Annotated in this window: 4 protein-coding genes; 1 reads left to right on the top strand and 3 read right to left on the bottom strand. The window is 60.4% G+C overall.

Annotated elements, in window-relative coordinates; genetic code table 11:
* Window positions 1–21 precede the first annotated feature (21 nt).
* From rcsB to AC6I8D_RS13785, 3 genes are read right to left on the bottom strand one after another with little or no spacing between them, the layout of a single operon-like run.
* A complete protein-coding gene (rcsB, locus tag AC6I8D_RS13795) occupies window positions 22–672 on the bottom strand; it encodes a response regulator transcription factor RcsB (RefSeq protein WP_031376602.1) in 651 nt (216 codons plus the stop codon).
* A 1-nt stretch (window position 673) separates the two neighbouring features.
* Window positions 674–3331 carry a phosphotransferase RcsD gene (gene rcsD, locus AC6I8D_RS13790; RefSeq protein WP_312056737.1) on the bottom strand — a complete coding sequence of 886 codons (2658 nt, stop codon included), beginning with the start codon at window positions 3329–3331 and terminating at the stop codon, window positions 674–676.
* Window positions 3332–3353: 22 nt separating this feature from the next.
* The gene (locus AC6I8D_RS13785) at window positions 3354–4508 is read right to left on the bottom strand and encodes an MFS transporter (RefSeq protein ID WP_312056728.1); all 1155 of its coding nucleotides are present in this window, start codon (window positions 4506–4508) and stop codon (window positions 3354–3356) included.
* A gap of 741 nt (window positions 4509–5249) precedes the next feature.
* Here AC6I8D_RS13785 and AC6I8D_RS13780 point away from each other — a divergent pair.
* The gene (locus AC6I8D_RS13780; RefSeq protein WP_497820350.1) at window positions 5250–23585 is read left to right on the top strand and encodes an Ig-like domain-containing protein; all 18336 of its coding nucleotides are present in this window, start codon (window positions 5250–5252) and stop codon (window positions 23583–23585) included.
* The last annotated feature ends 76 nt before the right edge of the window (window positions 23586–23661 follow it).

The raw sequence follows: 23661 nt of genomic DNA, 5'->3' as shown, positions 1-23661 counted from the left end.
CGGTGGCACCGCCTCGTGATACTAGTCTTTTTCGACCTGAGTCTGGCTGACAGACGACAGGTAGTTCAGCAGCGCGATATCGTTATCCACGCCCAGTTTCATCATGGCTGATTTCTTCTGGCTACTGATGGTCTTAATACTGCGGTTCAGTTTCTTGGCAATTTCGGTAACCAGGAAGCCTTCAGCGAACAGACGCAGCACTTCGCTCTCTTTCGGTGACAGGCGTTTGTCGCCGTAACCGCCAGCGCTGATCTTCTCCAGCAGTTTCGCGACGCTTTCCGGCGTGTACTTTTTGCCTTTCTGCAACGCGGCCAGCGCTTTTGGCAGGTCGGTTGGCGCGCCCTGCTTCAGGACAATCCCTTCAATATCGAGATCCAGTACCGAGCTCAGAATCGCCGGGTTATTGTTCATGGTCAGAACGATAATCGACAGATCCGGATAGTGACGTTTAATATATTTAATCAGCGTGATGCCATCGCCATACTTTTCACCGGGCATAGAGAGATCGGTGATCAGGACATTCGCATCGAGCTTAGACAGATTGTTGATCAGTGCTGTTGAGTCTTCGAACTCACCTACAACGTTAACCCATTCAATTTGTTCCAGAGATTTTCGGATACCGAAAAGAACAATTGGATGGTCATCGGCAATAATTACGTTTAAGTTATTCATCTTATTGGTTACCTTGCTGCAGCAGTTGATTGACGTAAGCGTCAATATCACTGGTGGTATTTGTAATGTTTGAATCGTCACACGCTTTAATGTGGTGTTCTAACTCTTCACAAAGCTGTTTGCCGGGAGTCAGATTAAGCATGGCAAACACGCCCTTAAGGCGATGCGCTGTCTGAGCAAGCGAGGCGTAGTCCTTTTCCGCCGACTCAGTATACAGTCTCTTTACATCAACCGGTACTGTCTCAGTAAACAGCTGGAAATAGCCGCCGCTCATCAATGGCGTGGCCGCTTCTTCTTCAGCGTCATCTTCCATCACATCGTGTGACAGTTGCTTCTCAATCAGCGCCAGCAATGCATCGAGCAGCGCATTACTGAGATTGAAATTAACCCGATACTGCTGGTCATTCAGTGCATGATGACCGGGTTCATCGCCGGCCAGCAGCAGTGACCAGCCGCTCAGTTTGTTGGGATCATCGGTTATCAGCACATCATGATCCTGACCGGAAATACGCTCGTCTGGCGTCAGACACCGCGCACCCCAGTTTTCCAGATGGCGGCAGACGATCTTGTGCACGTCTTCCACGGCGATTTCCACCAGCGCGGTGACGCCATCGAGAATTTTTTCCTCTTCCTCTTCGGTTTTTTGCTCCAGCACCAGCGGCAGCTGCATGTTATAGCGGGTGCCGATATCGGCTTTCGCCACGATATCCAGACTGCCGCCCATCTGCTTGCACAGCTGTTTACACAGGAAGAACGCCATACCTGACGCCTGACCATAGCGATCCTGGCTGGTGTCACCGAGGAATGGGAAATCAACATTGGCCAGCTCATCGACCGTCAGGCCGGCCCCGGTATCAACCAGTTCAATCAACAAGCGATCGGCCTGCTTGTCTGCCGCTTTAACTTCCAGCGTGATTTTTCCCCAGCGGGTGGTGGTCAGCGCGTAGTGCATCAGGGTAATCAGCACCTTACGCAGCGCGCGGCGATCGCCAAAGCGCATTTCGTCGTTCGGCAGATGATTATTCACCACTAGCGACAGCCCCTTACGGCGCATCAGCGGCAGGCTTTCCAGCGCAATCTCATCCAGCAGTTCCTGCAGGCTGAATACTGTCGCATCCGGTGACCAGTCGTGCGCTTCCAGCCGGTTAAGCAGCACAATATCGTCGACCAGCCGCGCCAGACCCTGGCTCTCATCCAGCACGTCCAGCACCGTTTCATCGCTGTCACGCTGGCTGAGCTGGACCAGCTGGGCCACGATTTTTTCCAGCGGCTGATTCAGGGCATGGCCAAGGTTATGCAGCAGCTGCTGGCGCATCTGATGATTGCGATCCAGCACCTGCTGCGCTTTTTGCAGCTTCTTGTTGACCAGCAGCTCGCGATCCTGGTCGCGCATCATAAATAGCTGAGTATGGGGCGACAACACGCTGCGGGCGTGGCGGATCTCATACACTTCGTTATTGATGGTCGCCTGCAGCACGCCCTGATGCTGGTCGGACATATTAATGATCTTCTGCAAATTAAGGTGTGGCAGAAGGTGTTCTGCAATCTTATTACTCAGCAGGGTGCGGTTACTGGCAAAGTCGTAGACCAGCAGGCCGACCGGCAGGCTGGCCACAATCTCTTCATTCAGAACCCGCAGCGAGTCGAGTTCAGCGCTCTGGTTCTCGCTGGGACGCAGTGACTGCTGGCGCAGCAGCACCATGCCGCCCAGCGACAGCAGGAAAAGCAGCAGGTTAATCAGCAGCGGCCACAGCAGATTATGCAGGGTATCGATGATCAGCCGGCTAATCGGTACCCGGTAGACCAGCTGCAACGAGGTGCTGGGCAGCGTAGCGGCAATTTCCACATTCGGATTCACCAGTGAAATCTGGGTATCTTCCGTCTCCTGCTGATCCGTGCTGGTGGCAGGCACCGAGCTGTCCTGCCGCAGCTGGAAGTTTTCCAGTGGCATATTTTGTGGGATCAGATCGTTGACCGGCAGATCAAAGGCTACCACCGTCGCCAGATGGCCGGGCTGATTAAAGGTGGTACGCAGGGTAAAATAGTGATCGTTTTGAAAGGCGAGGTGGCGCAGCGCCGAGAAACTTTCGCGCTCATCCAGCGCATTGGCCTGCTGCAGCATCTCCGCACGACGCGCATCCACCATTGAACTGATGGCGCTCTCTTTATAGCGGGTCGCCATATCTTTCAGCGGCAGGGTAGAGATCATGATCAGGCTGTTATCCTGACCGTTCAGAAAATACATCGACCAGGTCGGATTTTCGGCGCCCCACAGCGTGTCGAGATAGTTCGACATCCGCATGGTCATGTCCAGCGTGCTGCTGTCATGCGAGCCAAAAATCAACGCCTCGGTTTTGCGGCGGGTTTTTTCCAGATAATAGACGTCAGGACGCAGTCGCGTCTCCTGCAGATTGGCGCTGGGGGCGGCACCCGCGGCGCTGGTTGAGAGGTTTTCATAAATCTGCCAGGTGGCAAAACGATAGGCGTCGATGCGTTTCTGCACGTCGCGCGCCAGATCGGTCATTGCGTAACGTTTGCTGGTCAGCCAGGCATTGACCGAGTTGTGCACCATAAAGCCCAGCGCCAGCAGCAGCACCAGATTGAAAACCACAAAAAAGCGGGTGACATTGCCGGATGTCAGGGGAAACTTATAAGGCAACATAGCGTGTCTGATACCTGAATTATCGCGCAACTTTTCGCGCACTGGCGGCCACAGCTAACAGTAACAGCGCGATTAATATAAATGCGCCGCTGAGGCTGATCCATTGTGATATGAATCCGATTAAGGCCGGACCTGAGAGAATACCCGCATATCCCAGCGTTGTCATGGCAGAAATCGCCAGGTTTGCCGGCATATCCTGTTGATTCCCCGCCGCATTGAATAACATCGGCACGGTATTCGATAAACCGAATCCGACCAGCAGAAAAGCCAGTAGCGCCATTTCCGGCCACGGCAGCCACACCGCCAGGCTCATGCCAGCAGCGGCCGTCAGCGCGCCGGTCAGCATCACCGGATAACGACCAAAGCGGTGAATGATCTTATCGCCGCTAAACCGGCCCAGCGTCATCGCCGTTGAGAACAGCGCATAGCCCAGACCGGCATGGGTCGGCGACATGGCCGGGTTCTGCAACAGCAGCAGCGCGCCCCAGTCCAGCACCGCCCCTTCCGCCAGAAACAGGATAAAGCAGAGCGCACCCAGAAAGGCAACCCAGCCACGCGGGATCACCAGCCACGGCTGATCGGGCTGATGCAAACGCTGATTCATTAAGCCAGGCAGGCGCCACAGTAACAGCAGCAGCATTACCGCCATGATCACCATCACGGCGTTCAGCGGGGTAAGACTCAGGCTTAACAGCAGGCTCACCGCGCCAGCGCCCAGAATGCCGCCGAGGCTAAAGAAACCGTGAAAGCCAGACATCATCGGTTTGCTGGCGGCTTTTTCAACCTGCACCGCCTGGTAGTTCATGGCGACATCCAGCATACCCAGACCGGCACCAAAACACATCAATGCTGCTGCCATCACCAGATGAGAATCAGCGGTGGCCAGTAGCGGCATCATCGCCAGCACCAGCAGCGTCGACAGACACATCACCCGCCGACAGCCAAATCGCGCAACTAACGTACCGGTAATCGGCATCGCCGCCAGCGAACCAATGCCCAGACAGAGCAGTAACGCGCCCAGTGAGGCACCGTTAAGCTGCAGGCGGTCGCGCGCAAACGGCACCAGCGGTGCCCAGGCTGACATGCCTAAGCCATTGATTAAAAACACCGTGCGGGTGCCCCAGTTCAGGCGGCTATCGGGTTTATTTTGCTGTGCAGCGTCCAGTGCAGTCATAGGTCAGATTCATCAGTGGCAAAGCGAAAAAGTGTAGCATTGCGGCGATGAAAACTGGCACCCGCCGCGCCATTTATTACCGGTGTGGTGCAGCGGCAGATGCGTCACAAAACCGCGAGTTTACCGACTTTTAGCGGTGCGCGGATTTTTTCCAGAACTTTCCTGGCTAATCTCGCAGTACGCAACGTGACTTAAGCCAAATTTGATCGCCATTTTTCAACCACTTGTCAGCGAAAATGGCGATCAGGGCCAGCGATAAATGATGGCTGAATCGCTTAATTAAGAAATTCTTTTTTCCGCTCTAAAGTTCAGTTGGAGGTTATTTTTTAACCTTTTAAACCCAATCATAGAAACTTCCCGCAACAAATTGACATGTAAAAACAACGATAAAGCAAATTTGCTGAAAGCCTTATTGCAAGTGTTGCTTATGGAAAGAATGTTAAAACATAATAAAATCTGCACATTAAAATTGATTTTTATCTCCCTTACGTTAAAGATTAAGCAGGCGAAACCGTTGCGTTTTGCGTATAACTACACACAAATAATCCAATAAAAATAGCGCCGCGCCGGGAATTTTCCCCAGTGTGTAGCGTCACCTGGCTTTACTGCCTTTACATACACCAGGCTAAGACACTTTCTGTCTGACAGAAGGTGAAAGAATGTGTGAATACTATAAGCATAAAAATATTTTATGTTTTTAGATTCAGTATATTAGCCAATCTGGTGGAGTAGAGGTTACAAATGGCAGAACTCACGCAGGGCCGGGTCGATATCATTTCGCGCGAAAACGGCACGCTTATCTCGCAGAGTACAGGCGGTTCATCACAAACCATTAACCTCACCGAACCCAGCGTAGTCCGCATTAGCGGCACGCGCGCAATGGTGGTGCAGTACGAACGCCAGGGGGACGATCTTGTTCTGCATATGCGTGATGGCAGTACTGTCCGCTATCAGAAATTTTTCTTTGATGACGCCGAAGGCGAACACAGCGAACTGGTTTTTGATGATGGGGTTAATCCTCCGGAACACGCCCTGTTTCCACAAACGGCGGAAGGCGCCGAACTGGCCTCCAGCTCGGTCACGCCGACCTATGAATCACTCGACAGCGTAGAGCCGCTGTTACTGGCCGATAACGCCAACTCGTCAATGGGTGTCATCACCGCCGGCGGTCTCGGCGTGCTGGGCTTAGCCGGACTGGCGATTGGCGCAGGTGGCGGCGGTGGCGGTGGCGGTGGCGGTGGCGGTGGCGATGATAACAACAACGGGGGTGTCGATCCCGGCAACCCGGGTAACCCTCCAGCGGCCGGAGCACCGACCATTACCCTCAACCCGTTTGCCGGTGACGACGTACTGGACAACGCTGAGAAATCAACCGACCAGCTGCTAAGCGGCACCACCAGCAACGTAGAAGCAGGTCAGGTTGTTTCCATCACCCTTGGCGGCCAGACCTACAATGCCAGCGTCGGTGCCGATGGCAGCTGGAGCGTCAGCATTCCTGCCAGTGCGCTGGCGGCGCTGGCGGCAGGCAGCACCACCATTTCAGTCAGCGTGAGTAACACCGCCGGCACCTCCGCCTCTGCCAGCCAGGGGATCACCGTTCAGCAGCCCGATACCACGCCGGATGCGCCGACTATTACCCTTAACCCGTTTGCCAGCGACAACGTACTGGATAACGCTGAGAAATCAACCGACCAGCTGCTAAGCGGCACCACCAGCAACGTAGAAGCAGGTCAGGTTGTTTCCATCACCCTTGGCGGCCAGACCTACAATGCCAGCGTCGGTGCCGATGGCAGCTGGAGCGTCAGCATTCCTGCCAGTGCGCTGGCGGCGCTGGCGGCAGGCGGCACCACCATTTCAGTCAGCGTGAGTAACACCGCCGGCACCTCCGCCTCTGCCAGCCAGGGGATCACCGTTCAGCAGCCCGATACCACGCCGGATGCGCCGACCATTACCATCAATCCGTTTGCCGGTGACGACGTGCTGAGCGGCAGTGAGAAAACCACTGACCAGACGCTGAGCGGCAGCACCAGCAACGTTCAGCCGGGCCAAATCGTCACCATCACGCTCGGCAGCCAGAGTTTCAATACCACAGTCGGTGCCGACGGAAGCTGGAGTATCACCTTGCCGCCCGCTACGCTTGCCGCCCTGGCGCAGGGCGCGCAGACGATTACCGCCACCGTCAGCAATCAGGCGGGCATCCAGACCAGCGAAAGCCGTCCGATTCAGGTTCAGGCCCCGGTGACCGAGCCGGGTACGCCGGGAATAGAAATCGACCCGTTTACCGGTGATAACGTGCTGAGTAACACCGAAAAAACCGTCGATCAGACCCTGAGCGGCAGCACCACCAATGTTGAAGCCGGCCAGGTTGTCAGCGTGACGCTTGGCGGCCAGAGCTACAGCGGCAGCGTGGCCGCCGATGGCAGCTGGAGTATCACCGTGCCTGCCGATGCGTTAGCGGCGCTGGCGTCGGGCAGCAGCACCCTCACCGTCAGCGTCACCAATGCGGCAGGTACAGCGGCCACCGACAGCCTGGCAATCAGCGTTGACGCGCCGGTTACCCAGCCGGGCGTACCGGCCATCGCCATCAACCCGTTTGCCGGCGACGATATCCTGAGCAATGACGAAAAGAACAGTGACCAGACGCTGAGCGGCAGCACCAGCAACGTGGAAGCGGGCCAGATCGTGACCATCACGCTCGGCGATCAGACCTATAGCGCTACCGTAGGTGCCGATGGCAGCTGGAGCATCAGCCTGCCGGCGCCGGCGCTGAATGGGTTGGCGACCGGTACCCTCGCCATTTCGGTAGTGGTCACCAATCAGGCTGGCGTTGAAGCCAGTGAAAACCGCGACATCAGCGTGGAAACCCCGGTGACGCCGGGCGTGCCCGGGGTCACGCTGGCTGATTTCGCCGGCGATAACCAGCTAAGCAATGTCGAAAAAAACACTGACCAGACGCTGGGCGGCAGCACCAGCAACATCGAGGCCGGGCAGACCGTCACGGTGACGCTGGGCGGTCAGACCTACAGCACCAGCGTTGGTGCCGATGGCAGCTGGAGCCTGACCGTACCTGCTGCGGCGCTGTCGGCGCTGGCAGCCGGTGAAACTACCATCAGCGTATCGGTCAGTAATGCAGCCGGTGCTACCGCCACCGCCACGCTGCCGATCGGCGTTGATGCACCGGTTACCCAGCCGGGCGAACCATCGATATCGATTGGTCAGTTTGCCGGGGATGACATCCTGAGCAATGCTGAAAAAGGCACCGCCCAGACGCTCAGCGGTAGCACCACTAACGTTGAACCGGGGTCAGAGGTGATTGTGAACCTCGGTGGAGAGAACTATATCGGCACCGTCGGTGCCGATGGCAACTGGCAGGTGATTATCCCGGCGGCGGCGCTGGGCAATCTCCCCGCCGGTTCGACTGCCATCATCGTGGCCGTCACGAATCTGGCGGGAACCACCGTCAGCGAAACCCGTGATATCGCGGTTGAAGCAGCGGATACCGGTCCGGGCATCCCGACGCTTGTCATCAACGATTTCGCCGGTGATAACCTGCTCAGCAACGATGAAAAAAGCGTTGATCAGATCCTGAGCGGCACCACCAGCAACATTGAAGCGGGGCAGGTGGTCACCGTAACGCTTGGCGGCCAGGTTTACAGCGCCAGCGTCGATGCCGATGGGGGCTGGAGCCTGACGGTACCTTCTGCGGCGCTAACCGCGCTGGCTGCGGGCGACACCACCATTACGGTTTCGGTCAGCAACGCTGCTGGCACCACGCTCACTGACCAGCTACCGATCAGCGTTACGGCTCCGGTCACCTTACCGGGCGAGCCGACCGTCACCATCAACCCGTTTGCCGGTGATGACATCCTGAGCAATGCTGAAAAAGGCACCGCCCAGACGCTCAGCGGTAGCACCACTAACGTTGAACCGGGTTCAGAGGTGATTGTGAACCTCGGTGGAGAGAACTATATCGGCACCGTCGGTGCCGATGGCAACTGGCAGGTGATTATCCCGGCGGCGGCACTGGACAATCTCCCCGCCGGTTCGACAGCCATCATCGTGGCCGTCACGAATCTGGCGGGAACCACGGTGAGCGAAACCCGTGATATCGCGGTAGAACCGCTGGTGACCGCGCCGGGCACACCGACCCTGACCGTGGCGGCATTTACCGACGATAACCTGTTAAGCAATGAAGAGAAGCTGGATGCGCAGGCGGTGTCCGGCACCACCACCAATGTCGAGGCGGGCCAAATCGTTACCGTGACGCTGGGAGGTCAGTCTTACAGCGGCACCGTCGGTGACGACGGCAACTGGAATATCAGCATTCCGGCCGATGCGCTTGGTGCGCTGGCGTCCGGTTCCACCACCCTGACCGTCACGGTCAGCAACGCAGCAGGTATCACCGCCAGTGACAGTCTGCCGATCACGGTTGAAGCGCCGGTCACCGTGCCGAACGCACCGGTTCTGACCATCAATCCGTTCGCGGTCGATGATGTGCTGAATAATGACGATAAAGCCAGCGACCAGTTGCTGAGCGGCAGCACCACTAACGTTGAAGCCGGTCAGATTGTCACCGTTACGGTCGGCGATCAGACCTTCAGCGCTGCGGTTGATGCGGACGGTAACTGGAGCCTGACCGTTCCGGCCAGCGCACTGGCCGCACTGCCTGCCGGCAGCATCACCCTCAGCGCCACGGTCTCCAGTGTGGCAGGTGTTGAGGCCAGCGAAAGCCGTGGTATCGCGGTAGAAGCCTCGCCCGAACCGGGTGTGCCAGCGATTACGGTCAATGTTTTTGCCAGTGACGATCTGCTGGATAACAGCGAGAAAGCGGTCGATCAAACCCTGACCGGCAGTACCAGTAACGTCGAAGCGGGCCAGACGGTCACCATCACGCTGGCTGGCGTAACCTACACTACGCAGGTCGGGCCTGAGGGCAACTGGAGCGCCCAGATTCCGTCTGCGGCGCTGAGTGCGCTGGCGGCGGGAACCACCACGCTGACGGTCAGCGTCAGCACTGCGGCCGGGACCACAGCCACTGACAGCCGCGAAATTAATATTGCACCCGCCCCAGGTGAGCCGGGTGTCCTGACCATCAGCGAACCGTTGAGTGGCGATGGCTTCCTTAACCAGCAGGAGAGCGGCAACGATCTGGTGATCGCCGGTTCAGCGGTTGGCGTTGCCGCAGGCCAGACGGTACTGGTGGCCTTCAACGGCAGCACCTACAGCGGCGTGATCGGCAGCAACGGATTCTGGAGCATCACCGTGCCGGCCAGCGCGCTGAGCGGCATTAGCGATGGGGTTCAGGCGGTGTCGGTGACCGCCATCGATACCAATAACACGCTACTGACCGATTCAGCCCAGCTCAACGTGGTGGTGAGCAATCAGCCACAGATCACGCTTAACGACAGCGCGCTCACGGATGGCATTCTCAACCGCGCCGACGCCAGCAGCGATCTGGCGATCGGCGGCAGCACCGGCAAAGCGGCGGCGGGTCAGCAGGTCGAACTGGAACTGAACGGTAAAACCTACAGTGCCACGGTCAATCCCGACGGCAGCTGGAACCTGGCCGTGCCTGCCAGCGATCTTGCCCTGCTGTCGCAGGGGGCTAACAGCCTCAATATCACGGTGATTGATGAGGCAGGCAACCGCGTTGAGGAGAGCCTGAACTTCAATGTCGATACCCAGTTGCCGAACCTGATTGTGGCACCGGTGGCCGGCGGCGATGGCATCCTCAACAGCAGTGAAGTCGCGGCCGGACTGCCGGTCAGCGGCTCCGGCGGCGCGCCAGGGGAATTGGTTTCGGTCACGCTGAATGACCAGATTTACACCGCCACCGTGGATGGCTCCGGCAACTGGACGGTGACCGTACCGTCTGACGCGCTGCAGGCGCTGGCGGATGGCAGCAGTTACCGGCTCGACGTCACCCTGACCGATGCCAGCGGTAATAGCATCACCCAAACCCAGCCGCTGGTGGTCAGTACCCAGTTGCCTGAGGCAACGGTGGCGGCTCCGGGCGGTGATGGCGTACTCAGTAATGGCGACCTGGCGCAGCCGCTACTGTTCAGCGGTACCGGCACGGCGGGCGATACGGTCTCGGTGGTGCTGAACGACAAAACCTACACCGCCACGGTGGATGACAATGGTAACTGGACCGCCTCGGTGCCGGTATCCGATCTCAGCGCGCTCACTGATCAGACCTATCCGGTGACCGTTACCGTCACCGATCCGGCCGGTAACAGCAGTGATCTCTCGACCGAACTGCGGGTGGCTACCGCTGCGCCAGTGTTAACCGTCGACCCACTCACCGATGATGGCGTGGTTAACGTTGCCGATGCGCAGCAGCCGCTGAGCGTCAGCGGCAGCGGTGATGAAGGCGATATTATTCGCGTCTCGCTCAACGGCCAGACTTACAGCGCCGTAGTGGCACCGGCGGGAACCTGGAGCGTCACCATTCCCGCCGCCGATCTGGCCCTGGTACCGAATGGTACCCTGCCGGTGACGGTGGTGGCGACCGACAGCGATGGCAACGTCAGCCAGACGACGGATTTAGTGACCTTTGCCACCACGCCACCGCTGCTGGAAGTCTCAACCCCAGGCAGCGACGGCTATATCAACATTGCCGAGCACAGTCAGGATCTGACCATTGATGGCCGTGGCGGCAGCGCGGGCGATACGGTGTCGGTTGATTTTAACGGCACGGTTTATACCGCGACGGTCGATACCAGCGGCAACTGGAGCGTCACGGTGCCGGCGGCGGTGGTCAGCCAGCTGGCTGATGCGATCTATCCGGTTAACGTGTCGATCAGCGATACGTACGGCAACAGCAGCAGCGTGCTGTCGGATGTTACCGTGCTGGCCGCCAACCCGCCGGCGCTGACCATTGATCCGGTCACGGCAGATAATCAGGTCGACAGTGCCGAACAGCTGAGTGACATTCAGATCACCGGCACCGTCACTGGCGTCCCGGCCGGGCAGCCGGTGGTACTGGCGATTAACGGTCAGTCTTACGATGGCGTGGTTCAGGCAAATGGCGTCTGGAGCGTCACGCTACCGGCCGGATCGCTGGGCGCGGCCGGTGAGAAAACCTTTACCGTGGCGATCCTTGATGTCGCCGGTAATCCGGCGCAGCCCGCCAGCGGACAGTTCACCGTCATCACCACCAACGCACCGCTGCTGTCGATTGCGCCAATCGCCGAGGATAATCAGCTCAACGTGGTTGAAGCGCAGAGCGATCTGACCCTCAGCGGCAGTTCAACCAATCTGGCCGTCGGCAGCGTGGTCAGCGTTACGCTGGTGCCAGGCGGCACCGTTTACAGCGGTACCACCGACGAAACCGGGGCCTGGACAGTCACCGTGCCTGCCGGCGATCTGGCTAATCTGGCGCAGGGCAACACCACGGTGACCGTGACCTCAGGCGAGGTCACCAGCAGCCAGACGCTGCTGGTCGCCACCACGCCGCTGACCGCACCGGTTATCAACACGCCGTTTACCGACAGCGTGCTCAACAGTGAAGAAGCCAGCGCGGCACAAACCCTGACCGGCACCACGGCACCAGGCCAGGCGGTTAGCGTTACCGTGGGCGGCGTCAGCTATCCGGCAACGGTGGCCGACAATGGCGACTGGAGCCTGGTTCTGCCACCGTCGGCACTGCAAAATCTTGCCCAGGGCAGCAATCCAATCACCGTCACCACCACCGATCCGGCCGGCAACAGTGCCAGCACCACGGTGCCGCTGACGGTCGATACCGGTACGCCAACGGTGGGGGTCAATCCGATTGCCACCGACGGCATTATAAATGCTGCTGAAGCTGACGCCGATCTGCCGATCAGCGGGGTCGTCGCACCGGGCAGCAGCGTGAGCCTGCTATTGAACGGCGTTACCTACGATGCGGTTGTTGCTGACGATGGCCGCTGGACCGCCACCATACCGCGCGACAATTTACAGGCGCTGACCGATGGCCGCTACGATCTTAACGTCACGGTCACCAGCGCCAGTGGCAACAGCAATACCAGCGCCTTGCCGCTGACCGTTGATACTGCCGCACCGGACTTCAGCTTCAATACACCAGCAGGTGATGGCGTGCTGAACGGCGCGGAGCAGGCGGCGGGCTTCAGCTTCAGCGGAACCGGCAGCGAAGGCGATCGGGTCAGCCTGACGCTGAACGGCGTGACCTATACCGGCACGGTCAATGCTGACGGTAACTGGTCGCTGACGGTGCCGCCAGCCGCGCTGGCTGGCCTGACTAACGGCAACAGTTATCCGGTGAATGTGATCGTCAGCGACGCGGCAGGCAACAGCAGCAGCCAGAGCAGCACGCTGAACATCGCGACCGCCGCACCGCTGCTGGTGGTCGATCCGATCAGCGGTGATAACGCCCTGAGCGTCAATGAGCTGACGCAGCCGCTGGTGATCAGCGGCACCGGTCAGAATGGCGATCGGGTGACGGTCGAATTCAACGATACGCTTTACAGCACCACCGTCGGCCTCAACGGCCAGTGGACGTTGCAGATTGCGCCGGACAATCTCACCGGGCTGCCGTCAGGCAGCAATCCGGTGACCGTCACCGCCAGCGATGCGAATGGCAACCAGACCCGTCAGACCATCGATCTGAACGTGGTGAATGCGCCAGAATTACAACCTACGCTGACCATCGACAGTGACACCTTTGCCGGCGATGGCGTTGTCAGCGCCGCCGAACAGCTACAGCCGCTGACACTGCGTGGCACCTCCACCAATGTGGAAGCAGGGCAGCAGGTCACCGTCTCTCTCAATGGGACCACCTACAGTGGCGTAGTCGAAGCCAGCGGTAACTGGAGCATCGTGCTACCGGCCGGGGCGCTGGCCGGTCTGGCGGAAGGCAGCCAGACCCTGACCGTCAGCGTGATCAATGCGGTGGGTAACACCAGCAGCAGCGCGTTTGACTTCAGCGTGGATAATACCCAGCCCGCGGTCGCGCTGGCCCCGATCACCGGTGATAACTACCTTAACGCCGGCGAACTGAATGGCGATGTGCAGGTCAGCGGCAGCACCAGTGGTCTGCCGCAAGGCAGCATCGTTGAGGTGACCGCCAACGGCACCACCGTCACCACCACCGTGGCGGCAGACGGAAGCTGGAACCTGACGTTACCGGCAGGGACCTTTACGGATGCCGCCGACGGCCCGCTGACCGTGACCACTACCGTGACTGATGCAGGCGGTACGCCACTGGCGACCACCGACACGGTGGTCACGGTAATTGCCAGCGCGCTGCCGGTTGCTACCCCAGGCGACGCGTTTGGTGACGGCATTCTGAACGCTACGGAAGCGGCGACCAGCGGCACCATCACCGGCAATACCGGCGTCAGCGGCGACGGCCAGGCGGTCAGCGTCACGCTGGATGGCGTCAGCTACAGCGGCACGGTCGATCAGGCCGGCAACTGGCAGGTAACCATTCCGGCCGACATCCTGTCAGCGCTACCGCAGGGTGATACCTCGTATACCGTAGTAGTCAGCGATGTGGCCGGTAACAGCAGCCAGGCGAACGGCAGCGTTGCGGTTGATACGCTGCCTCCGTCGCTTAGCCTGAATACGCCGTCAGGCGGCACTATTAACGCCGCAGAGAGCCAGCAGCCGCTGGCGCTGACCGGCAGCAGTGAAGCCAATGCGCTAATTGTCGCCAGCTTTAACGGCACCAGCGTTAGCACCACGGCGGACGCGAACGGCAACTGGAGCCTCGATCTGCCCGCGACTGTTTACAGCGGGCTGGGCAACGGCAGCTATCCACTGACCGTGACCGCCAGCGATGCCGCAGGCAACAGCACCAGCAGCAACACCAGTCTGGCGCTGAAAGTCGATCCGGCCAGCCTGCCGACCCTGACGCTGGATGCTTTTGCCGGCAATAACGTGGTGGATGGCGCGGAGCGGCAGACCGATCAGCGCCTCTCCGGCACCGTCAGCAACGTCGAGCCAGGGCAACTGGTGACCGTGACGCTGGACGGCAACGTCTACAGTGCCGCAGTGCAGGCCAGCGGAGGCTGGAGCCTGACCGTACCGGCAGGCGCACTGAGTGCGCTTAACGACGGCAGCGCCAGCTTTACGGTGGCCGTCAGCGACGTGGCGGGCAATACCGCCACGAACACGCTGGCCTTCGAGGTTAACAGCAACGCCTCCGGCCTGGCGCTTAATGCGCTGAGTGACGATAACTATCTGAATGCTCAGGAGTTGGGTGAACCGCTGATCGTAACCGGCAGCTCGGTCAATGTGCCGGAGGGCGGCACGGTGACGGTATTACTTAACGATGTCAGCTACACCGCGCAGGTCTCGGGCAATGGCAACTGGAGCCTGATCGTGCCAGCCAACGCGCTGGCCGGGCTGGCGGATGGCGCTTACACCCTGACGGTGACCGCCACCGACAGCGGAGGCGCGACCCTCAGTAGCGCAGCGACGCTCAACGTGCTGGCCACCAATCTGCCCGATCCGACCATCACCAGCCCGTTTGGTGACGGCACGCTCAACAGCAACGACATTACCACTGCACAAACCCTGAGCGGGACCACCGGTGCCACCGGGGACGGCCAGAGCGTCAGCGTGGTGCTGAACGGCAACACCTATACCGCGACCGCCGATGGCAATGGTAACTGGACGGTTTCTGTGCCGGCGTCTGCACTGGCGGATCTGCCGGAACAGACCATCGGCTACACCGTGACGGTACAGGATGCGGCAGGCAACACCGCCAGCACTGACGGCAGTGTGGTGGTGGATCGCACGCCTCCTGCGTTAACCCTTGATGCGGTGGCAGATGACGACATTATCAATATCGCTGAAAGTACCGCACCGGTTATCCTGAGCGGCAGCAGTGACGCCGGTGAAGGGCAGCTGGTCACCGTGACGCTGAATAATCAGGTCTGGACCACCACCGTCAACGGAGAGGGCGACTGGAGCCTGACGCTGCCGGCGGGCGCACTGGCGGATATTCCGGCCGGACTCTATACCGTCACCGTCACGGTGCGTGATACCGCGGGCAACCCGGTCACCGAAACGCGCGAGATCAATCTGGCGACCGCCTCGTTGTCGGTCAGCATTGATACGCCGTTCGGCGATGGCTATCTGAGCCGCAATGAAGCTGACTCCAGCCAGACGCTGAGCGGTACCACCGGATTACTGGGCGTAGGCCAGACGGTGAATGTGACGCTGGGCGGCGAGAGCTATCCGGCGGCGGTCGATGCGCAGGGTAACTGGACGCTGACCCTGACGCCGGCGCAGCTACAGACCCTGACCGACGGGATTAATACCCTGGAGGTCAACGTCAGCGATGCCGCAGGCAACAGTGGCTCACTCGCCAGCAGCGTCACGGTCGATTTCACTCCACCCGCGCTCACTGTGAATGCGATTGGCGGCGACAACATCATTAATTCACTGGAGGTGCTGCAGGATGTGGCCGTCAGCGGCACCGCCTCGGTTGCTGATGCCGGCCAGATTGTTACTGTCAGCTTCCAGAATGTGGATTACCAGACCCAGGTGCTGTCAGACGGCAGCTGGCAGGTGAGCCTGCCCGCCAACGTGCTGCAGGGCCTGACGGATGGCAGTTACCCGCTCGGGGTCTCGCTGACCGATGCGGCAGGCAACCAGACCACGACCAGCCAGACGCTGACCCGCGATGCCGACAGTGCAACGCTGCCAACCCTGACCATCGGGCCTGTCAGCGGTGATAACTACCTCAATCAGGCTGAAGCGGGGCAGGATCTGACCCTCAGCGGCACCAGCACCAACCTCGCCGAGGGGCAGGTGGTGACGGTCACGCTGAATAATATCGACTACAGCGGCACGGTCGCCGCTGGTGGCGGCTGGACGGTGACCGTACCGGCGGCCGATATCGCTAATCTGCTGGATGGTGAGCAGGCATTGGTGGTGGTCTCCACCGATGAAGCCGGTAACCCGGCCAGCAGCAGCACCAGCCTGGTGGTGGTGGCCAGCGCTCAGGCCCAGCCGACGCTCAGCGTCAACGTGGTGGCCAGTGATGATGTGATCAACGCCACTGAAGCGACCGGCGACGTGGTGGTCAGCGGCACCAGCACCCAGCTGGCTGGTGGCACCGCGGTTACGGTCACCTTCAATAATGTGGACTACAGCACCACGCTGGATGCCAACGGCAACTGGACGGTGAGCGTGCCGGCGACGGCCTTCAACGGCCTGCCGGCGGATTCCACTCAGACCTTCAGCGTGCGCGCCAGCGATGTGGCCGGTAACCCGGCGACGGCCAGCCATGATGTCACGATCAGTACCAGCCTGCCGGTGGTGACGGACATTGCGCTCAGTGCTGGCAGCAGCCTTAACCTGGCGGAGTCGTTGCAGGATCTGACCATCACCGGTAACACCGCAGAAGGTCTGCCGGTGGCGGTGACCTTAAACAACGTCACCTACACTACCACCGCCGGAACTGACGGTAACTGGTCGGTCACCATTCCGGCCGCCGATCTCCAGCAGTTAGCCGATGGCCCACAAGCCATCAGCGTGACGGTCACTGACGCAGCAGGCAACGTCACCACCGATAGCAGTACCTCGCTGGATGTCGCCTTTAACAGCCTGCCGACCATCAGTCTGGCACCGCCGTTTACCGACGGGTTGGTGAGCGCCGCCGATGCGGCTGGCGAGCTGCAGCTGAACGGCAGCAGTAGCGTAGCCCCGGGTACTCTGGTCACCATCCGGGTTGGTGACCAGACCTTCAGCACCACGGTGGGCCAGGACGGTAACTGGACGCTGAACCTGGCACCAGGCGCCCTGACGGCACTGCCGGACGGTCAGACTCAGGTACTGGTCTCGACCGTTGATGCGGCCGGTAACCCGGCGCAGGCCAGCGCCGGAATTGAAATTCTGCAGACCGCACCGGTGGCCCCGACGTTCGCGACCACGCTGTTTGGTGACAACGTGATCAACAGCAGCGAAGCGGCAACGGTGCAGGTTATTACCGGCACCACCGCGGTGGGAGATGGCCAGACCGTCAGCGTGACGGTCGGCAACGACAACATTCCGTTGTCGGTCACGGTCGATGCAGATGGCAACTGGACCGCCAGTCTGACGCCGGAATACATCGCTATTCTCGGCAACGGGCAGCACACCCTTACCGTGACCACCACCGACCGGGCGGGTAACAGCACGGAAGCGACCCAGAGCTTTACCACCGCCACGGCACCGATTGCGGCCCCTGTACTGGATACGCCATTCACTGATGGCCGCATCAATGCTGATGAGGCAGCCGCAGGCGGCTCACTGAGCGGCGCGATCAACGCCACCAATCCGGCGTCGGTTACGGTAACCGTCAATGGCACTGTCTATTCCGCCACCCTGACCGACGGCGATAGCCGCTGGACGCTGGATCTGCCACCGGCGATATTGCAGTCGCTACCGGATGGTAACTGGCCGGTCACCGTGACGGTCACCGACGTTAACGGCAACAGCGCCAGCGTGGGCGGCAACGTGCTGATCGCGGTGAATAACCTGCCGGACGTCACCCTCAATCTGCCGTTTGGCGACGGAGCGCTCAGTGCGGCTGAGGCGGCAAACGAGCAGGTGCTGAGCGGCTCTACCGGCCTTACCGGTGCCGGCCAGACGGTTAGCGTACTGATCTCGGGCTTTAATGGCGATCAACCGCTGAGCGCGACGGTACAGGCCGATGGCAGCTGGTCGCTGACGCTGACGCCTGCGCAGTTAGCGACCTTCACCAGCGGCAGCCACACCATCACGGTCACCGCCAGCGATCTGGCCGGTAACACCGACAGCACGGCGCTGAACGTGGTGACCGAAGTTACGCTCCCCACGCCAACCTTTGCCGACGGCGCGTTTGGTGCTGATAACGTGCTGAACATCAGTGAAGCGGCGGCGGGCGTTACGCTGACCGGATCCACCGGCAGCACTGGTGATAATCAGGCAGTGAGTATTACGGTCGATCTGAACGGTTCGCGCTACAACGGCACGGTGGATGGTGCGGGTAACTGGGTGGTTAACATCCCAGCCAACGCACTGAACTCCCTGTCTGACGGCGCGCATACTCTGACGGTCAACGTGGTCGACGCCGCTGGTAACACCGGCACCACCCAGCTGGACTTCACCGCCGATCTCACTGCACCGCAGCCGACGGTTGATGCTCAGTTCCTCGACGGCTACATCAACGCCGCCGATGTGGCGGCAGGCTTTACCCTGAGCGGCACCACCGGCGCGACCGGTGCTAACCAGCTGGTGCAGATCACTATGGGCGGGGAGGTCTACAGCACCCAGGCCGATGCCAGCGGCAACTGGACGCTGCCGCTAACCAACGCCGACCTGTCAGTGTTCAACGACGGAAGCTATCCGGTCACCGTGACGGCAACCGATGCCGCCGGTAACAGCAGCACCATCAGCAGTACGCTGGTGGTCGATACCACGCCGCCAGCCCTGACTGTCGGCACCTTTGCCGGCGATGGCACGCTCAACTATAGCGAGAGCATCCAGCCGCAGCTGCTGAGCGGTACGGCTGACGGTGCCGAGCCTGGCACCGTGCTCAGCGTCTCGCTTGGCGCGACGACGCTCGGGACGGCGGTGGTCGGCGCGAACGGCAGCTGGAGCCTGACCCTGACGCCAGAGCAGATGGCGACCTTCAGCCAGCCGGCCACCACTCTGGCGTTAAGCGTCAGCGACCTGGCGGGCAATATCACCCGCCAGGAGCTGACCTTCGACGTCAATCTCACGCCACCAGCAGGACCGCTGGTGACGCTGGGCACCGTCTCAGGCGATAACATCATCAGCACCGCCGATCAGGCGGGCGGGGTGGTGGTGAGCGGCACCTCGGCGAACCTCGGCGCGGGCGGCGTGGTCACGGTGGTGATCAATGGTGAGACCTATGGCACAACCCTGAACGCTGATGGCAGCTGGTCTACCGCCGCCTTGCCGGTCAGTGATTTTGGCAACGCAGACGGCAGCGTCGGCATAACGGTCAACGCGACCAACGGCACGGCAACGGTATCTACCAGCGGCAGCGTGCAGATCGATCTGACGCCACCGACCCTGACGCTCAACACCTTTGCTGGCGACAATCGGGTCAACGGCAGTGAAAGCGCCACCAGTCAGGTGATCAGCGGCACCGCCGACAGCGCCGAAGTCGGACGAACGGTAGTGGTGACCTTCAACAACAAAACCTATAACGCCATCGTGCAGAGCAACGGCAGCTGGTCGGCTACGGTTCCGGCCAGCGATATGCAGGCGCTGCCGGATGGCGCGACACCGGTGATTACGGCGCAGCTGTCCGACGCAGCGGGCAACGTCACTACCGTCAGCGAAACGGTGACGGTGGATAACACGGCACCGCTGATCCAGATTGACGCCTTCCTCGGCGACAACCTGATCAACGCGGCGGATCTGCTGCTCAGCCAGGTACTGACCGGCAGTGCCCAGGGGGCTGAAGGGCAGACCGTCAGTCTCTATCTCGGTGACGGCGCACCGATTGCCACCGCGGTGGTCGGTGCTGACGGCCGCTGGAGTCTCGATGTCGATCCACAGGTGCTGTCGAGCCTGAATGATGGCGCGCTGGTGTTTGGCGTGCGGGTTAATGACGTCAGCGGTAACCAGACTGATGCCACTCTGACCGTGAATAAACTGGTCAACAGCGCGCTAACCCTGGTGGTCGATTCGGTATTCGGCGACGGAACGTTAAGTGCAGTCGATACCACGGTGGCACAGACCATCAGCGGCGTGGCCACCTCGCCGGGGGTGGGTGCCACGGTTTCGGTGGTGCTGGGCGGAACCACCCTGTCTGCCGCAGTGGGTCAGGATGGTAAGTGGGCGATCGTCGTACCGCCTTCCGTACTGGGGCTGCTGAGTGATGGCGAACTGGCGCTCAACGTCACGCTGACCGATGCGGCCGGTAATATCCGAACCGTACCGGAAACCGTGACGGCAATTGTTGATGCCGTGCCGGTGGTCGGTGATTTGACCGGGCTGTTTGGTGGCGATAATTTACTCAACATTGCCGAGGCGGCAGCGGGGCAGCTGGTTGGCGGTGTGATTCAAAACGCCGCCGCCGGTTCGCAGGTTACCGTCACTTTAGGCAGCCGCAGCTACACCACCACGGTGCAGGCGGGCGGTGAATGGAGCGTCAGCCTGCCGGGCGGCGATCTCAGTTCACTGCTGAACGGCAACCTGACGCTGGGCGTCAGCGTCACCGATCGGGCCGGTAACGTCGCCTCCAACAGCGCGACCATCGGTATCTTCACCCAGACCCCGTCGATCAGCCTGACCTCACTGTTTGGCGATGGCGTGCTAAACCTGGCGGATATTGCCACCGGCCAGGTGATCAGCGGGGTAGTCAATAATGTGGCGCAGGGATCGGTGGTGACGCTGAACGTTGGCAGCAGCCAGCTCACCGCGACGGTCGGCGCGGGCGGGGCCTTCACGGCGACGGTCACGCCGGATATTCTGGGCACGCTGGCGCAGGGCAACCTGACGGTGGGTGCCTCGGTCACTGATGCGGCGGGCAATACTGCCAGCACCAGTGCCGGGATCCGGGTCGATACGCTGTTGCCCACCATTACCGTTAATCCACTGTTCGGCGACGGCCTGCTTAACGTGGCGGATGCGCTGGTAACCCAGGTGATCGGTGGCGTGGTTGGCGGGGCAGAACCCGGCTCGCGCGTGGTGGTCTCGCTCGGATCGCAGCAGTTCATTACCACCACCGATGCCAGTGGCAACTTCAACGTTTCGCTGACGCCTGCGCTGTTGCAGGGTATTACCGATGGCAACCTTACCGTCGGCGTTAGCGTCACCGACAGCGCGGGCAACACCAGCAGTACCACTGCTGGCGCGCTGGTCGGCATTCACAATCTGCCGAAAGTGACGCTTAACCCGCTGTTTGGTGACGGCGTGCTGAACCTGGCGGAATCGCTGGTGACGCAAACCATCAGCGGTACGGTATCAGGCGTGGCGGCGGGCAGTAGCGTCCGGCTGGCGATTGGCAATACCACCGCTACCGCGCTGGTTAACCCTGATGGCACCTTCTCTGCCACCGTATCGCCTGCCATTCTTTCGACGCTGCTGAACGGTAATTTCACCGTCAGCGCCTCGGTTACCGATTCGGTCGGCAACACCACCACCAGCAGTGCCGGGGTCTCACTGGGGCTGATTCAGCCGACGCTGTCGGTGAATACGGTGTTTGGCGATGGCGTGCTGAGCGCGGCGGATCTGTCCTCCAGCCAGACCATCAACGGCAGCTCCAGCCTGGCAGCCGGGTCTACGGTCAGCGCCACGCTGAACGGTCTGACCTACACCACCAAAGTGGTGAGTGGCGGAAGTTGGAGTATCAGCGTACCGAAAGCGGATCTGGCGGCGATTACTGACGGCAGCAAAACCGTCAGCGTCACCGGTACCGATGCCTATGGCAACGTGGCGAACAGCAGCGGTGCGCTGAGCGTGATTGCGCACACCGCGCCGACGGTGGCCATCACCTCACTGTTTGGTGACAATGCGCTGAGCGCGGTGGATGTCAAAACGGCACAAACCATCAGCGGCAGCGCCACCAATGCGGAAGGTTCGGTGGTGCGCGTGGTGCTGGGTGGCCAGACCTACAGCACCACGGTGAACAGCAATGGCAGCTGGAGCCTGTCGATTCCGGCCGCTAACCTGGCGGCGATTACCGACGGTGCCTATACGGTGACCGCCAGCGTCACCAATGGGGCCGGCATTAGCGGCAGCGGCTCGGCGGCACTCGGCGTGGTCAGCCATACGACGCCAACGGTGAGCCTGAACAGCTATTTTGGCGGTGATGGTTACCTCAATATTGCCGAAGCCAATACCGCCGAAACCATCAGCGGCAGCAGTACGAATGCCGCTGGCGGCAGGGTGACGGTGAATATCGCCGGGACTATCCTCACCACCACCATTGGCGCAAATGGGGCATGGAGCATCAGCGTACCGTCAGCCACTCTGAAAGGGATCGCCGACGGCAGTCATCCGCTGACCGTAACGGTGGCTGATATTGGCGGCAACACCGTTACCAGCAACAGCAGCTTTACCGCGCTATCGCATAACTCACCGCTGGTGGGTGCCGATCCGGTGCTCAGCGTGCTGACCTCGTTGCTGACTGGCCTGACGGTGCAGGGGGGATCGCTGAACGCGGCGCAGGGGTCGAAAGTCAGCGTCACGCTGCTGCTCGGTAACGGCAGCAACGGACCGACGATCAATACCACCACCGATGCGCTGGGACGTTACTCGGCCAACTTCGCGCCATCGTTGCTGTCGGTTGGTGGTCTGCTGCTGTCGCTGGGCACGCTGGCAAAAATCACCATCACCGATGCGGCAGGCAACAGCTATTCGACCACCAATACCCTGCTATTGGGGTCATTGTTGCCGGTTGCTACTGCCGCCACCGAGTCGGTTGCGCTGTTCTCGGTGGCCGATGACGGTGCCACGGTGGCCAGTGCCGGCGGTGAAACGCAGCACAGCGCCAGCAGCAGCGAGGATAGCGCCAGCCATGCTGTCGTTGCCTCAACCCTGACCACCGAGGCGGATATCACCACCCCGGCCAGCAGCAGCGAAAGCGCTACCGCGCCGGAAACCGCTGCTGCTGCGCCAGCAGAGGAGGCCAGCTATACCATTGGAGGCGTGGTGATCACCCTGGCTGATGGCAGCACGGTGGAAGGTGCGGCGGTCACCGGCAGCAGCGGGGCCGATACCGTGACGGTCAGTGACCTGAACTTTACGCACATCGATGGCGGCGCAGGCAGCGATACGCTGGTGCTGAACGGGGAGCATCTGAATCTGGATCTCACCACGCTGGGCCTGAAAGTCGAGCATATTGAAGTACTCGACCTCGGGAACACCGGCACTAACTCGGTGAAACTCGATCTGAATGAAGCACTCAGTATTACCGATAAGCAGAGTGATGATTTGATCATTAAGGGTGCCGATGGCAGTCAGGTGACGCTGGCCAACAGCAATGGCGGCATCTGGGCGGTAACCGGCGAGCGTACCGTGGAGGGGCAAACCTTTGAGGTTTACCACAACTCGGCGCTGACCAGCGATAACACCCTGGGCGACGTGCTGGTGCAACATAACCTGCAGGTGCATATCGTGTAGTGCGGCTAAAATATCAGTAATTCTGATGGAATCAGCGGGTGTGTGAGCGCCCGCTGATTTTTTATTTTCCGGACGT

The organism is Pantoea sp. X-Soil-MYKO-1785 (assembly GCF_059730675.1).
The sequence above is the reverse complement of the archived record's forward strand: the minus strand, read 5'-3'. Positions and strand labels throughout refer to the sequence as shown.

What these genes read in the sequence shown, in the direction of transcription:
- rcsB (WP_031376602.1), bottom strand. Translation starts at nt 672, where the DNA reads ATGAATAACTTAAACGTAATTATTGCCGATGACCATCCAATTGTTCTT.
- AC6I8D_RS13785 (WP_312056728.1), bottom strand. Translation starts at nt 4,508, where the DNA reads ATGACTGCACTGGACGCTGCACAGCAAAATAAACCCGATAGCCGCCTG.
- AC6I8D_RS13780 (WP_497820350.1), top strand. Translation starts at nt 5,250, where the DNA reads ATGGCAGAACTCACGCAGGGCCGGGTCGATATCATTTCGCGCGAAAAC.